Here is a 15,395-nt window from a genome sequence, read left to right as displayed (position 1 = left end):
AAGACTAATTTTGGAAACATTCGACTACATAATAGCTGGAGCTGGTGCAGCTGGCCTAAGCATGGCTTATTACATGGCTATCGATCCATTTTTTGACAACAAAAAAATCCTAATAATCGATAAAGAGCCTAAGACTTCTTACGATAGAACGTGGTGCTTTTGGACAGAAAATGAACACATATTTCCAGAAATAATTTCTAAATCATGGAAAAAAATTCAGATCAAAACACCCCAAAAAAAAGATATTTTTGACATTCATCCATTCAGCTATCATTTGATAAAAAGCAATGATTTTTATGCTTATGTTTTAAATATTTTAGCATCAAAAAAGAATTTTAAAATTCTTTACGAATCGATTGAAGAAATACGAAATCATGGAACGATAGTGACCGAAAAATCGCTTTACCGAGGTGAACATATTTTTAGCAGTATTGGTAATGCGATTCGATATAAGGAAGGAAATATTACCCTTCTACAGCACTTTAAAGGTTGGCAGATAGAAACAGCAGAACCTATTTTTGATGCTAATGTGGCAACATTAATGGATTTTACAATCGATCAATACAATGAATGCAGATTTTGCTACATTTTGCCATACAGTGAAAAAGAGGCTATGGTTGAATATACCATATTCTCAGAAAATATGTTAAAAGACGAAGAATATGAATATCTTTTAGATGAGTATATTCAAAATGTCTTTGGAAAAGTAAAATACACGATTAAACACAAAGAATTTGGTGTAATTCCGATGAGCGATATTCTTTACACATCAAACATTTCTTCGTCTGTAATAAACATTGGAACTATAGGAGGAGCCACTAAAGCATCGACTGGTTATACGTTTTATTTCATTCAAAAACAAGCACATTTTTACATACAGCAACTTAAAAGAGGAAAGATTCAAAAACTGTATAAGCCAAGATATAAATATAGATTGTATGACAGCGTTTTATTGCGCGTAATTCAAGAAAAGAAAATACCTGCTTATAAAATTTTTGAAGATTTATTTTTCAAACTAAAAATTCAGGAGGTTTTTAATTTTTTGAATGAAAAATCTAATTTGTTACAAGATTTAAAAATCATGAGTTCGGTTAACATTCCGGTGTTTTTAAAGGCTATGATTTCTCAAATTCGAAAAATTTGAAGGAGTTTTCAACACGTATGTAACAATAACTATCCAAAGCTTTTAACCCAACAAGTAGCGAAGCATCAGTACTTTTGAGCGTTTATTACCTAAAATCACATGAAATACGGTTTGCATCTGATTTCCATACTGCTATTAGGTTCTTGCGTTTCATCCAAGGTTCATAAAAACCTGATGAACAATTACAAACACCTCGATAGTCTTCATATGGCAACCCTTCAAGAAAACAATCAACTGAAGGCTGAAAACAGAGCATTGCTCAACGACGTGGCAGCTCTAACTGCATACGTTGAGAAACTCAAGAGCGATTCGCTGGACTACTACCACAACATCATGAGCAAGGCTAGACAGATAGATGAGCTCAATCGTTCTTATGAATTTCTTTTGGAAAACAACAAGCTGCTCATGAATCAAAGCACTGCTGAAAACCGCAAGTTGATGCAGCGCCTTGAGAGAATGCAAGAAGAACTTCAGCAACGCGAAGACAGTCTGCGAACAGAACGAATGAAACTTGAGCAACTCTCCCTGAAGCTGCGCGAGAGAGAGAAACGCGTAGGCGAACTTGAATCAACTGTAGCAAGAAAAGACAGTGTACTCAAATTCTTCTCAGAGCGGGTTTCGAGAGCGTTAATGCCATTCCAGGGCAAGGGTTTACGCGTACATATGCGCGATGGTAAGGTGTACGTAACCTTAGAAAACGCTTTGCTCTTTGAGCCAGGTAGCTGGACGCTGAACGAACGCGCTATGCCAGCCTTGCGCAATTTGGCGAAAGTGTTAGAAGACAATCCTGACCTGAGTGTATTGGTGGAAGGGCACACAGACAGTGATGCCTATCGAGGTCAATCGGCCGTAAAAGACAATTGGGACTTGTCAGTAATGCGCTCAACAGCTGTGATTAAAGCGCTGCTTTCACAAGGTAAGATCAATCCATCCAGAATCTCAGCCGGTGGCCGTGGAGAGTTTCAACCGGTTGCATCAAACGATACTCCAGAAGGAAAAGCTCAAAACCGGCGTACCGAAATCATTATTACTCCTGATTACTCAAAATTGGTTGATTTAATTAACATCAAGTAATCTTTGATTGCAAATTATCAGGAAGCTTTGAGCTGGCTCACAAGCCGGCTTCCTTATTTTCAGAGGCAAGGTGCTGCTGCCTACAAGCCTGGTTTAGAACGCTCGCTTGCCCTTATGCATTGGCTTGGACATCCACATAAGCGGTATCCGACACTGCATGTAGGAGGCACCAATGGCAAGGGTAGCGTATCACATCTGCTTGCGGCTGCACTGCAAACGAAAGGTTTGAAAACCGGACTTTACACCAGTCCACACCTATACGACTTCAGAGAGCGAATTAAAATCAATGGACAGAAAATACGCTCGGAATTTGTCGTTGATTTTGTCAATCGATTCATGGCTGAAGGCCAAGCCATTGATCCGAGCTTTTTTGAGCTCACTATGGCAATGGCTTTCGATTACTTCGCCCAAGAAGCGGTAGATGTGGCGGTAATCGAAGTAGGTATGGGAGGGCGCCTGGATTCGACCAATGTGATAACGCCAATAGTGAGCGTCATTACAAACATTGGATGGGACCACATGCAATTCTTAGGAGATACTTTGCCGAAAATCGCTTTTGAAAAAGCCGGCATTATAAAACCAGAAGTGCCCATAGTAATTGGAGAACTGCAGGAGGAAGTGGCAGATGTTTTTAAAAATGTCGCTCAAGCTAAACATGCTCCCCTTTTATTTGCGTCTGAAGCATATAAAGATCTTCTACTCGAATGTGAACTCAAGGGATCTTACCAGCTAAAAAATTCAAAAACTGCCTATGCTGCCTTGCAGCTGCTGCCTGAGACGCTTAAACCGACGGAAGAGCAGATTCGATACGCCTTTTCTCATGTAGTTCAACTAACTGGTTTGCGCGGTCGATGGGAGGTACTTTCACAGCAGCCACTCGTAATCGCTGATACGGCCCATAACTTTGACGGTATTCAAATTGTTTTTCAGCAGCTCGAACAGGTGCGTAAAGGCAAACTCTACATCGTGTGGGGTATGGTGAGCGATAAAGATGCCATCAAGATTTTCACACTCTTGCCAAAAGACGCCTATTATATTTTTACTACGCCTGACGTTCCGCGCGCTATGCCTTTAGATCAATTGGAAAAAGCGGCTGCTGATTTTAAATTAAATTACGAAAAGGTGCCCAGTGTGCCAGTTGCCTATCAAAGAGCTTTAGAACGAGCTCAACCACATGATACCATTTACGTAGGTGGAAGCACCTTTGTGGTGGGCGATCTACTGAAACATCTCGAAAATGGTGACTAATGCGTATATCTTATGCGGGGGCAAGGGTACTCGAATGGGGGAACTGGCTTATAACCTTCCCAAACCCATGCTGCCTTTAATGGGCAAGCCAGTGCTCGAACACATCATTAATCAATGTGTACAAAATGGCATTAATCGCATTCATCTGATTACAGGATTTTTGAGTAATGTAATCGAAGAATACTTTAAAGACGGCAACAACTGGAATGTTGAAATCCAATACTTCAGGGAGGCTGAGCCCCTCGGAACCACAGGAGCTTTTAAAGTACTAGAAGCTGAATTGCCAGAAATTTTCTGGGTATTCTATGGTGATGTAGTGTTTGACGTGGATTTAAAAAGGATGTACGACTTCCATAAAGCCAAGAAAGCCCGAATGACCATAGCCGTTCATCCAAACGATCATCCCTACGACAGCGACTTGATAGAAACCGATCTTTCGGATCGGGTTATTCAGGTACATCCCAAACCACATGCTCCAGAACTTAGGGTGAGGAATTTGGTGAATGCAGCCCTTTATCTGGTCGAAAAGGAAGTTATACACTACTTACCTACCGGTAAAAGCGATTGGGGAAGACATCAATTGCCAAAGCTGTGCAAGGAATTGCCCATTTACGCGTGGCGCACTGCGGAATACATCAAAGACATGGGCACTCCAGATCGCATTCAAAAGGTAGAAGCAGATCTCAAAGCAGGAAAGCCACAACGAAGAAATCTGCGACAAATGCAAAAGGCCATTTTCTTAGATCGCGACGGGGTGCTCAACGAAGACAACGATTTGATTCATCGACCCGAGCAATTGAAGGTTTTTCCTTTTGCAGCCGAAGCAGTGCGAAAAATCAATCAAAGCGACTACCTGGCCATCTCAGTGACCAATCAGAGCGTTGTAGCTCGTGGACTCACCGACGAAGCTGGCCTTAACCGAATTCACGCCGAACTCGACTTTCAACTTGCCGAGGGGCATGCCTATCTCGACGACCTCTATTACTGTCCGCATCATCCAGACAAGGGATTTGAGGGCGAAGTGGTAGAATTGAAAATCGAGTGTGAATGCCGTAAGCCAAAACCCGGTATGCTACTGAAAGCTGCTGAGCGGTACAACATTGATTTAAAAGAAAGTTGGATAATCGGCGATCGAGAGTCCGATATAGAAGCCGGTAAAAGCGCTGGTTGTACCACCGCGGGAGTAATGACGGGAAATGGTTTGAAAAACACGCGAATAGCGCCTGATTTTACCTTTTATTCGGTAGCTGAAGCCGTAGAATACATTCTAAATGAACCTCATAAAACCCTTGCCGAAGACTTATTCAAAAAAATTCAAAATTTATCAAAACAACCATATGTTATAGCCATAGCTGGCAATACAGGCACTGGAAAATCGACATTAGCAACCTACATACAGCGACACTTGCGTAAAAATGGCTTAAGTGTACTTAAAGTGGAACTCGACCACTGGATTTTGGCGCCAGAAAAGCGCTCTTCAGCTCATGATTTACACGAGATTTACCAAATAAATCGCCTGGAAAAAGATTTAAAAGAATTCCTAGAAGGCAAATCGGTTACGCCCACGGGTTACCAGCGAAATCCTACATGGAAAATTGCGCCTCCTATGTATCAATTGACATCTGAGACAGATGTGGTAATCGTGGAAGGCATCGTGGCTTTGATGCTTAAAAACCTTGTGGATATATATGACTGGAAGCTATTTTGTGCGGTGAGCGAAGAAACTTTTTACAAGAATCTCTATCAACTCAACAGGTGGAAGGGTCGCACGGATGGGGAAATAGAACGGATGATTCGGCTACGGAAGTCAAGTGAATACGATGTGATAGAAAAGCAGGCCAACCTTGCAGACTCAGTAATATGGAATGATAAAAATTAATTCAATTCTGAGACAAGTGCTCGGTCAAATTACCTATCAAAAAAGGTCTACTAAAAGGTGATGTCATCTATAATTAGAGCGAAAAGCCTTGAAAATTAATCGCTGATTTTGGACTTTAGAAATTGAATGAATTATCAGGCAATCTGAAGCGCGCTTTCGAAGAAGCGCGCTTCGCGTGAGGGATGCGGAAGGCGCGCGCAAGCGCGGTGCGAAGGCACTGCGGAGCGGTGCCAAAGCACGGGAGCGAAGCGTACCCTGGAGCAGCCCGACCCAGGCGAAGGCGCCTGTCGGCTCCATGCCTGGGCAAGCCCTATGGCGAAGGCGCCTGTCGGCTCCATGCCTGGGCAAGCCCTATGGCGAAGGCGCCTGTCGGCTCCATGCCTGGGCAAGCCCTATGGCGAAGGCGCCTGTCGGCTCCATGCCTGAGCAAGCCCTACAGCGAAGGCGCCTGTCGGCTCCATGCCTGGGCAAGCCCTATGGCGAAGGCGCCTGTCGGCTCCATGCCTGAGCAAGCCCTGTGGCGAAGGCGCCTGTCGGCTCCATGCCTGGGCAAGCCCTATGGCGAAGGCGCCTGTCGGCTCCATGCCTGGGCAAGCCCTATGGCGAAGGTAGCTTTGGCTTCTTTGTCTGAACATGCTATATTAAAAAAGACGGAAAGGCGCCGAGCCTGGGGCACGCCCAAATAAAAAGAAAAAAGAAAAAACTATTTCTTCTTTTGAGTAGAGGATTTTTTGGTTTTTCCCTTTTCGTCCCAATCGCAGATGAAGACGTTGGTATCGCGGGTGCCACCGTTGTTGCGATTAGAGCTGAAAACGAGCTTTTTGCCGTCCCACGAGAACATGGGGAAGGCGTCGAAGGTAGGATCGAAGGTGATTTGCTTGAGGCCTGTTCCGTCTTCGTTGATCATAAAGATATTGAAGTGATAGCCGCGCGGGCTGTGATGATTGGATGAGAAGAGGATGCGCTTGCCGTCGGGGTGGTAATATGGTGCCCAGTTGGCTTTACCGAGATTAGTGACCTGGCGCAGGTCGGAGCCGTCGGCGTTGCACACAAAGATTTCCATATTAGAGGGTTTTACGAGGCCTTTGGCCAGTAGAGCTTTGTATTCAGCGATCTCTTCGGGTGTCTTTGGCCGGCTGGCGCGAAAGACGATTTTACTGCCGTCGGGCGAAAAAAATGCACCTCCGTCATACCCAAGTTCGTTGGTGATTTGCACGGGATTGGAGCCGTCGATATCCATCACCCACAGTTCAAGATCGCCAGATCGGTCAGAAGTGAAGACTATTTTATCACCTTTTGGCGAAACAGTAGCTTCAGCGTCATACCCCTTGCGATCGGTGAGTTTTTTTACAATATTGCCTTTTAAATCAGCCACATAAATATCATACGTATTGTAGAGTGGCCATACATATCCCTCGGAGCGGTCAGGTTCGGGTGGGCAGGCATCGCCCCCTTCGTGCGTACTAGCAAAGAGGATCAATGTATCGCCGGGTAGAAAAAAGCTGCACGTGGTACGACCGCGACCGGTGGAGACCATCTGAGGGCGCGATTGGAAGAGATTATCGCGACGGATGTCCCACCAGAAGATTTGGTCGCACTTCAGGCCCCAGGCGGGATTGTTGCTCTGCATCACGAGCTTTCGGTTGTCGAAACTCCAATAGGCTTCGGCATTGTCGCCCCCGTTGGTGAGCTGGCGAAGGTTTTTGAGATGAACTTCACCGGGATAGGTAATGGCTTTTGGCTTTGAAGATTTTTGCGCTGCAGTGGTAAGAGTAAGTACGACGAAAAAAAGTATTTTGGCAAAGGGAATTCTGACCATTTGAAAAAGCATATTTTTGGCAAAGTAAAGTCATAGCACGGGTCGTGCCGATTGCGGCAGACTTTTTTAAGAAACACGAAACGATCGCTCAAACTGCAGAAAAGCCCCCGATATGAAATACGTAGAATTATTGCTCTTTGTACTCATCGGCATACAGGTTTTTTACTTTTTCATTTTTGCCGTTGCCGGACTGGCACCTCATGAATTGATCTTGAAAAAAGGTCAGCCACTCACGCGTTTTGCTGTACTCATACCTGGCTACAAGGAAGATAAAATCATTGTAGATACTGCCCGCCAAGCGCTGGAGGTAGATTATCCGCGCGAGAGGTATCGCGTGATCGTTCTGGCCGATAGCTTTCAGCCCGAGACTGTGCAAAAGCTCAGAGCCATTGGCGCAGAGGTACTGGAGGTAATTTTTGACCACAGTACCAAGGCCAAAAGCATAAATAAAGGATTGGAATACCTGGAAAACGATCCGCCGGAGGCCATAGTGATACTCGACAGCGACAACGTGATGGCGCACTTCTTTCTTCGGAAAGTTTCAGATGCTTTTAAAAGCGGGCATCAGATAATTCAAGCACATCGCACGGCCAAAAATAAAAACACACCTATGGCCATACTCGATGCGGCCAATGAAGAAATAGGCAATCACATCTTCCGCAAAGGACACAGGAATATGGGCCTTTCATCAGCTTTAATCGGTTCGGGAATGGTCTTCGAATACCATCTCTACAAAAAGTATATGGCTCAAATCACCGACACTGCCGGCGAGGACAAACAACTCGAAATGCTGCTGCTCAAAGACGGGCATACCATAGAGTTTTACGAGCATGCCTATGTGTACGACGAAAAGGTATCGACTACCAAAAACTTCGGCAAGCAGCGCACGCGCTGGTTAGGAGCGCAATTTTACTTTTTTAGAAACTACTTTTTGGATGGATTGAAGCACCTGATTTTGAAGGGCAATGTAGATTACTTCGACAAGTGCTTTCAAATGGCGTTGATTCCCAAGGTGTTGCTCATTGGGCTGATGGGCATTGTAGGTGTGGTGGACTACTTCACCGACTGGCTCACCTACAACTGGCTGCTGCTCACGGTGCTGTACTACTCTGCCATGCTGATCTCTGTACCTGCTAGCATGTACAACAAGGATCTGCTTCGCGCCATTGCGCACATACCAGTAGCGATTGTGGCCTTGATCGGATCCATCCTACGCATCAATAAGAAGACGGCAACGCACTTTGAAGTAACTGAAAAAGGTCAGACAGGTGAAGCTAAATAAACTACTTGCTGAACTCCCCCTGCTGCTCGAAAGCATTCAAACCGGAATACGCTCGCTGAGCGTCAATAAGTTTCGAACCCTGCTCTCGCTGCTGGGCATTACGGTGGGAATCTATTCGATCATCACCGTATTTGCAATGGTCGATTCGCTGGAGCGCAATATTCGCGACTCGGTACAACAGCTCGGCAACAACGTGGTGTACATTCAAAAATGGCCCTGGGGTGGCGGGGGAGAATACCCCTGGTGGAAGTATCTGAATCGACCTGAACCACGTTACGAGGACTTTGAAAAACTTTCGCGCCTTGTGCGCAACTACGACAAAATGGTATATGCTTTTGGCCTTACTGCTACCGCTAAGGCCTATGGTAATCAGGTAGAAGGTGCCTCTGTGCTGTTCACTTCGCACGATTACCTGGCTCTTTGGAACCACAAAATCTGGCAAGGGCGATTCTTCACCGAGCAGGAGTCGCGCTCTGGCGCGCCGGTTTGCGTGTTGGGGTACGATGTAGCCGAAGGACTTTTTCCGCAAATGAACGCTGTCGGTCAACGCATTCAGCTCAAGGGTAAGAAACTTACGGTGATAGGTGTATTTGAAAAAACCGGTAAAAGCCTGGTAGGCAACGATAACGATCAGAACATCGTAATACCTGTAAATTTTGGAAGAAAGTTTGTGAATGAAAACGCAATCAATGGCAGCTTCATCATGGTGCGCGCCCCTGAAAATGTAACTCTGACTGAGTTCAAAGACGAGTTGCGTCAAAACATGCGCGCCATTCGAAGGCTCAAGCCCAAGGCCGAAGACAACTTTGCCCTCAATGAGATCTCACTCATCAGCTCAAGTCTGGATCAGATTTTTCGCATAGTGACCATCGCGGGTATTTTCATAGGCGGATTTTCTATTTTGGTGGGCGGCTTTGGAATAGCTAACATCATGTTTGTAAGTGTGAAGGAGCGCACCTCAGAAATCGGTATCCGCAAAGCCCTCGGCGCTCCACGTCGGTTTATTCTCGGACAATTTTTAACCGAAAGTGTCGCCCTGTGTGTGGTAGGTGGATTGATTGGTCTTGTTCTGGTCTTTGCCACGCTGCTGATCGTAACCGGGGCGTTGGAATTTCCCTTTTACCTCAGTGCCAAAAACATTGTTCAAGGTGTAGTGATCAGTGTAGCCATTGGGTTAATTTCAGGGTATGCCCCTGCGCGCTCAGCCAGCCAGCTCGATCCTGTAGAGGCCATTCGTCAGGGCAACTGATCATCTTGTGATAAACTTGCCAAAAATTCTGCTGTGCGCATAGCTGTAAACACCCGGTTTCTACTCCCCGGCCGGCTCGAAGGCATCGGATGGTTTACTTACAATACGCTGAAAGTGCTCACCCAAAGGTACCCCGATGTTCATTTTACCTTTCTGTTCGACCGTCCCTGGGACGAAAAATTTGTATTCAGCACAAACATTACGCCTGTTAAGCTCTTTCCACCGGCAAGGCATCCGGTGCTTTGGTATTGGTATTTTGAACATTCGGTGCACGCATATCTGCAAAAGCATCCACACGACATTTATCTCAGTCCTGACGGCTATCTCAGTTTGCGGCACTCCTCTACCCCACAGATCGCTGTGATTCACGACATCAACTTTGAGCACCATCCGGAGTTTGTACCACCTTTAGTCAGAAGGTATTACCGCCATTTCTTTCCCCGGTTTGCTCATAAAGCGAGCAGAATAGCAACCGTAAGCCAGTGGTCAAAAAGCGACCTGGTATCTACCTACGGAGTAGAAGCTGAAAAAATAGATGTAGTGTACAATGGCGCTTCTGAAATTTTTAAACCCATCAGCGAAAAAGAAAAACAGGAAGTTCGTTTGCAGGTGAGTGAGGGAAAGCCATATTTCATCTTTATCGGCGCCTTCAATCCAAGAAAAAACATCGAAGGCCTGTTCAGGTCGTTTGATCTGTTTTGCTCGCGTCACACTGCTGATTTTCGGTTGGTAGTGGTGGGCGAAAAAATGCACTGGACACCGCAAATGGAAAAGACCTATCACGCCATGGAGCATAGCGACAAAGTACTCTTCGTCGGCCGCAAGCAAGGAGAAGAGCTCAACCAATTACTTGCCGCAGCCGAGGCACTGTGGTTTGTGTCGCACTTCGAAGGTTTTGGTATTCCGGTAGTAGAAGCTTTTCGGGCAGGTGTGCCTGTAATCACCTCCACGGCGACTTCACTGCCCGAAGTAGGCGGTGAAGTTGCTTTGTACTGCAATTCAACAGACTACGAACAAATCGCCCAAGCCATGCACACCATCACCTCAGACTCCGGGCTTAGGCAACAGCTCATAACAAAAGGCATGGTTAGGGCAAGGGAGTTTACCTGGCAGAAGACCGCCGAAAGATTGTGGAATACTATACTTGCTGCCATTGAATCATGAGCGAATTGATCGACTTTTTTCAAACCGAAGTGCCCGAGGCCGGTTGCGATGAAACCGGTCGTGGCTGTCTTGCTGGCCCTGTCGTAGCCGCAGCCGTGATTTTAGACTCCCAAAAGCCGATCCCACTGCTCAACGACAGCAAGAAGCTCACCGCCAGACAGCGCGAAAGCTTGTTTGATATCATTTGCCAACAAGCAAAAGCCTGGGCCATCGCGGAAGTTTCGGTAGAAGAAATTAACCGCATCAACATTCTGAATGCCTCTCTGCTGGCCATGCAACAAGCAGTACTCAAATTGACCGTTGTGCCCGGGCTCCTGCTGATCGATGGCAATCGATTTCCCCGTTGGCACATTCCCCACCGCTGCATGGTGAAGGGCGATGCCCGCTATCAGGCCATAGCTGCAGCCTCCATATTAGCCAAGGTATACCGCGATCGGCTGATGCTGCAGCTGCACCAGGACTACCCACACTTTCAATGGGATAAAAACAAAGGCTACCCTACCCGCCCCCATATCGAGGCCCTACTACGCCAAGGCATTACCCCCCATCACCGCCGAAAGTTTGTCAGCAAATTCTTCGAACCAGATTTGTTTGGGGGGTGAAAGAGTAAATTTTCTACAACTATCGATACCCGATTTAGTAGAAAACTTTATCCAAAAATGAATATTTTTATTACTCAATTCCAGATTTTGAAATCAACAATAAAATGATGATACCATCTTACATTTATAGTCTGAAATAACCCTTAAAAGGCGAGATACCTCCATTCATTTTTCAATTCGTACAATGAATATCAATAAAATGATACGAAATTAAATATCTATTACATGAAACGATAAATAAGAATGGGAAAACTGGCATATATCATTGATTTTCATTGTTTTAAAGGTGTTGAATATATAGTTAATAGAAAAGGTTTCTTAAAAAGCGATTTGCGTATATTTGTGTGTTACCTGCCATGCTACACAACAGACAACTCGAAGTAATGATGACCGCCAGTTCGCCACATAACATATCTCATCTTAAAATGAGTAAGCCACATATTTGATTTTATGGCTGCAATAATTTCTTCATTTCCACTCCATCCACCTGTATGCAGTTCAAGTTTATGTTTGCCTTTGTATTTCTTATGCAACTTAAATCCCCAGTCCGACATATACCATCCATCAATCAGCACCGTTTTTACAAAAGTCAGCAAAGGCAAACTTTCATCAGGCTTATAGCCTTTAATGTATTGCAACCATTCTTCAGTTGGATAACCTTCATCATCCAGAAGCACGGCAGGTAACAAAGTATATGCGTCAGGCGGGGCGACTTGCTCTGTATCAGCATTTGTGGTTAATTCATCTTTATTCATTCTATTTAAGTTTTCGTTATTAATCCCGCCCGAACGCATATACTCAGCCGTTAGCAAACATACAAAAATGACTGACGGAGCGGAAAATAGAACTTATCAGGTAACTTGCCGACACACAAAGCAAAAGTTTGGCAAGCCCCATCTCACAAGCGACCACATCGCTTGCCAAACACTTGCTTCTTTGCAATTACAAGACAAAGATTATTTTTGGACATTTCAGCCGTCCATCAAATTTATTCCTCCTTAACTTTCCGAAGATTTGTTGGAAGAACAACAATGTTGAAAGACAAAATTTCAAAAAAATGTTTAATTTAGCTCTACGCTTTTACTAATACTTTAAAAAACAACAAGATGAAAACAATTACACGACTTTTAATTTGGGTCTTAATAGTTGGACCTTTATCTTTATTCGCTCAAAGCGACTATTACCCCGGTAAAATTTGGATTATAGTTCATGACCATGAAATTATCCCGGTAGGAGAACGGGAGTCTAATAATCCAGAATTTGCTCAACTATTGACAGATTTTGGCATCACGGAAATCTCACAACCTATGAGCTTTGCAAAAACACCTGAATTGCAAAGACTTTATGAGCTCAGTACCTCTTTGAGCGAAGATTCTTTGTTTGCTGCATTAACTAGGCTCAATCCAAACAATGAACTATTTCTATCTATTGAAAAATGCTATGTACCAAAAACCGTTTCAGACCCTGCTGATTATATGTGGTGGCTTACGGTAAATGACCCGAATAACGACTGGTTATGGTCATTGCAAACAATTCAGGCTCCTCAAGCTTGGAATATTACAAAAGGTGACACTGCCGTTAAAGTCGCTGTTACGGATGATGGAATAGACCCTCTCCATCCTGACCTTATAGGAAAAATTCATCCACCCTATAATTATCAATCTGGTAGTCCTTTTACACCTCAATCACATGGCACTTCTGTTGCAACAATCCTAGCTGCTGAAACGGTAGACTCAGGGCAGGTTGCCAATGGACAAATGGCTTCTATTGGCTATAATACAAGAGTCATGTTTAATTCATGGGGGCTATCACCTTGTGTATATGCTAGTAGCGTCTTAGGTGCTAATATAATTTCCTTAAGTTGGTATGCTGGTTGTAGTCCACCAACTTCCTACTTATTAGCTGAACAGGAGATTTTAAATAATGGAACGACAATAATCCGTGCTGCAGGAAATGGCACTATTCATTGTGGAGGTTTAAGACTATATCCGTTTTCAGGATTTGAAGACCCAAGAACAATTGTCATTAGTAGTACCGGAAAAGATGATAAGCATGTAAATAGCGAATCTTGTTCAAATTCTAGTACTAATAGTCATTACCCTGAAGTTGACCTGTGTGCCCCTGGATATAGAATTATGGGAGGTACATCAACAAATGGCGGAACAAATACTTGGCCATATTATGGTTGTTGGGGAGGAACTTCGCAAAGTACGCCTATAGTTTCTGGAACTGCCGCTTTGATGTATGCAGTAAATCCTTGTCTTAACTCAAATTGGACACAGGATATTTTAAAAAATACTACCGACCCAATAACCGATGCTGCTAATTTCCCTGGCGTAGTTGGAACTGGAAGATTAAATGCCTTTAAAGCAGTTCAAGCTGCTCAAGGCTCCCACAGTACCTCATTAGACCTTTATATAAAAGATAGGCCTGAAGATTTTGGTTATCCCGGAAGCTATGCTTGGGGTTGGTGGTTTGACAAGAGCCCTGACATATGGGTAAGAAACCAAGCTGATGGGTTTACAAATCAAACACACCAAGAGCCTGAATATAGCTCATCTCAACCTGTTTATGTATATGTAAGGGTTTGGAACAAAAGTTGCGACTCAAGTTATGCACAAGGCAACCTCGCATTGTATTGGTCAAAAGCTTCAAGTTCATCTTCTTGGCCTCAAAACTGGGATGGCTCTCAACCAACAATTGGAGACGTGATAGATGTTTTGCCAATTCCAAATCTAGGTCCAGGAGATAGTAAAATATTCGAATTTGAATGGAATATTCTAAACCCTTACATTCACCAAAATTGGGCATCTTGTCTATTAGCAAGGATTGAAGACATTATTTCCGACCCAATAACACTCTACCCTAATCAGTTAGAGTTTGATGTTTATCACAATAACAATATTGCCTTAAGGAACGTAACAGTTGTGGATATTCATCCCGGCTTAGTTCTTCCCGAAATTGGCGGTGTTCGTTATCCTCATGGTCGATTTATGTTTGTAGGAAACGCAACAACAACTGATGGTAATTTTGATTTAACATTTGAAATTCCAGAAGAAGAGGAAGGAGCGTCAATTCTTGAAGAAGCCGAGGTACACATTATATTAGATAATGAAGGATGGGAATTACTTCAAACTGCATTAGAGCAACACCCTGACATAAGAATTATCAAAGAGCGTGAATTTTTAGTACTTTCACCAAGAGTAACACTCGAAAATATTTACTTTTCTGCTGAAACCCGAATCCCCATCTATGTCGGGTTTAGCTTTTTAACAAAAGAAATTACGAACGAAGAAACCTATAATTATCGAGTTTATCAAAATTATCATTCTGATTTAGAACATATTACTGGTGCTGAACACTTTATAATTCATAAATCACCAAGAACACCATTTTATGCAAATGCTGGTTCTGATAGAGAGATTCGTAAAAATGAAAGCACCACTTTTCACGCTGTGGACATTTCAGAAACTGCCACATACAATTGGTATGACCCACAAGGTAATTTAATATACTCAGCGAAAGACGTTTCAGTTTCGCCTGATATAACTTCCAAATACAAGCTTGAAGTAATTGCAAATACGGATGGTTTCAAAGATTATGATGAAGTTACTGTTACAGTAAAGCAATTCTGGATTGAACAAATTTCTCCAAATCCAACGAATTCACAGACTTTAATTTCATACGAAATTGAAAATACTAACAGTGCATACCTCATAATCATGAATTCGTTTGGCACAATTCACAACAACTATATCCTTCCGCTGAATAGCACCTCGCATTCTGTAGATGTTTCAAACTACACTCCCGGTGCATATAGTGTAATACTTGTTGTAAACGGTATAGGCGTTGATTCAAAGAACTTGATTGTTTATTAACAAACTAACCCATATAGGGTGATTTCTCCCCCTATATGGGTTTAATTTCTTTAGAA

General features: G+C 43.7%; 12 protein-coding genes. 9 read left to right on the top strand and 3 right to left on the bottom strand.

From position 1 onward, the window contains the following. Positions 1–10: 10 nt before the first annotated feature. From EIP89_RS02260 to EIP89_RS02245, 4 genes are all read left to right on the top strand, one after another. A complete protein-coding gene (locus EIP89_RS02260; RefSeq protein ID WP_124397036.1) occupies positions 11–1,144 on the top strand; it encodes a lycopene cyclase family protein in 1,134 nt (377 codons plus the stop codon). A gap of 99 nt (positions 1,145–1,243) precedes the next feature. Further along, positions 1,244–2,218 (top strand): OmpA/MotB family protein, encoded by a 975-nt coding sequence (locus EIP89_RS02255; protein WP_124397035.1) that lies wholly within the window; start codon positions 1,244–1,246, stop codon positions 2,216–2,218. Positions 2,219–2,221: 3 nt separating this feature from the next. After that, entirely contained in the window at positions 2,222–3,466 is a 1,245-nt protein-coding gene (locus EIP89_RS02250; RefSeq protein ID WP_245966082.1) for a bifunctional folylpolyglutamate synthase/dihydrofolate synthase, read from the top strand. Next, positions 3,456–5,345, top strand: a complete 1,890-nt coding sequence (locus tag EIP89_RS02245; protein ID WP_124397034.1) for an HAD-IIIA family hydrolase — start codon at positions 3,456–3,458, stop codon at positions 5,343–5,345. The genes EIP89_RS02250 and EIP89_RS02245 overlap by 11 nt, the downstream gene beginning before the upstream one ends. Positions 5,346–5,737: 392 nt before the next feature. Here EIP89_RS02245 and EIP89_RS02240 read toward each other — a convergent pair whose 3' ends face one another. Together EIP89_RS02240 and EIP89_RS02235 are read right to left on the bottom strand one after the other, a co-directional pair. Next, positions 5,738–5,980 (bottom strand): hypothetical protein, encoded by a 243-nt coding sequence (locus tag EIP89_RS02240; protein WP_124397033.1) that lies wholly within the window; start codon positions 5,978–5,980, stop codon positions 5,738–5,740. 68 nt (positions 5,981–6,048) lie between these two features. Continuing rightward, entirely contained in the window at positions 6,049–7,164 is a 1,116-nt protein-coding gene (locus tag EIP89_RS02235) for a TolB family protein (RefSeq protein ID WP_124397032.1), read from the bottom strand. Positions 7,165–7,276: 112 nt separating this feature from the next. Here EIP89_RS02235 and EIP89_RS02230 point away from each other — a divergent pair, with 112 nt between their 5' ends. Genes EIP89_RS02230 through rnhB form a run of 4 tightly spaced genes read left to right on the top strand, consistent with a single transcriptional unit; the run spans position 7,277 to position 11,461 of the window. Beyond that, a complete protein-coding gene (locus EIP89_RS02230) occupies positions 7,277–8,446 on the top strand; it encodes a glycosyltransferase family 2 protein (protein WP_124397031.1) in 1,170 nt (389 codons plus the stop codon). Continuing rightward, positions 8,433–9,695, top strand: coding sequence for an ABC transporter permease (locus tag EIP89_RS02225; protein WP_245966081.1), 1,263 nt, complete (start codon positions 8,433–8,435; stop codon positions 9,693–9,695). The genes EIP89_RS02230 and EIP89_RS02225 overlap by 14 nt, the downstream gene beginning before the upstream one ends. Before the next feature lie 33 nt (positions 9,696–9,728). Next, positions 9,729–10,859, top strand: a complete 1,131-nt coding sequence (locus EIP89_RS02220) for a glycosyltransferase family 4 protein (protein ID WP_124397030.1) — start codon at positions 9,729–9,731, stop codon at positions 10,857–10,859. A 29-nt stretch (positions 10,860–10,888) separates the two neighbouring features. Next, positions 10,889–11,461, top strand: coding sequence for a ribonuclease HII (gene rnhB / locus EIP89_RS02215; protein WP_307718664.1), 573 nt, complete (start codon positions 10,889–10,891; stop codon positions 11,459–11,461). Positions 11,462–11,820: 359 nt separating this feature from the next. On the opposite strand, the gene EIP89_RS02210 is transcribed toward rnhB, so the two are convergent. After that, positions 11,821–12,216, bottom strand: coding sequence for a hypothetical protein (locus EIP89_RS02210; RefSeq protein ID WP_124397028.1), 396 nt, complete (start codon positions 12,214–12,216; stop codon positions 11,821–11,823). A 351-nt stretch (positions 12,217–12,567) separates the two neighbouring features. Between EIP89_RS02210 and EIP89_RS02205 the strand changes: the two genes are divergently transcribed. Then, the gene (locus tag EIP89_RS02205; RefSeq protein ID WP_124397027.1) at positions 12,568–15,339 is read left to right on the top strand and encodes a S8 family serine peptidase; all 2,772 of its coding nucleotides are present in this window, start codon (positions 12,568–12,570) and stop codon (positions 15,337–15,339) included. The last annotated feature ends 56 nt before the right edge of the window (positions 15,340–15,395 follow it).

The sequence above is a fragment of the Thermaurantimonas aggregans genome, from assembly GCF_003851885.1.
In the GTDB taxonomy this organism is placed as follows: domain Bacteria; phylum Bacteroidota; class Bacteroidia; order Flavobacteriales; family Schleiferiaceae; genus Thermaurantimonas; species Thermaurantimonas aggregans.
Note: the sequence above shows the minus strand (reverse complement) of the source record. Positions and strands in the feature narration are given on the sequence as shown.

Bases quoted from the DNA above. Each gene is read 5' to 3' on its own strand.
- EIP89_RS02255 (WP_124397035.1), top strand. From the start codon at position 1,244: ATGAAATACGGTTTGCATCTGATTTCCATACTGCTATTAGGTTCTTGC.
- EIP89_RS02210 (WP_124397028.1), bottom strand. From the start codon at position 12,216: ATGAATAAAGATGAATTAACCACAAATGCTGATACAGAGCAAGTCGCC.
- EIP89_RS02240 (WP_124397033.1), bottom strand. From the start codon at position 5,980: ATGTTCAGACAAAGAAGCCAAAGCTACCTTCGCCATAGGGCTTGCCCA.
- EIP89_RS02230 (WP_124397031.1), top strand. From the start codon at position 7,277: ATGAAATACGTAGAATTATTGCTCTTTGTACTCATCGGCATACAGGTT.
- EIP89_RS02205 (WP_124397027.1), top strand. From the start codon at position 12,568: ATGAAAACAATTACACGACTTTTAATTTGGGTCTTAATAGTTGGACCT.
- EIP89_RS02245 (WP_124397034.1), top strand. From the start codon at position 3,456: ATGGTGACTAATGCGTATATCTTATGCGGGGGCAAGGGTACTCGAATG.
- EIP89_RS02235 (WP_124397032.1), bottom strand. From the start codon at position 7,164: ATGGTCAGAATTCCCTTTGCCAAAATACTTTTTTTCGTCGTACTTACT.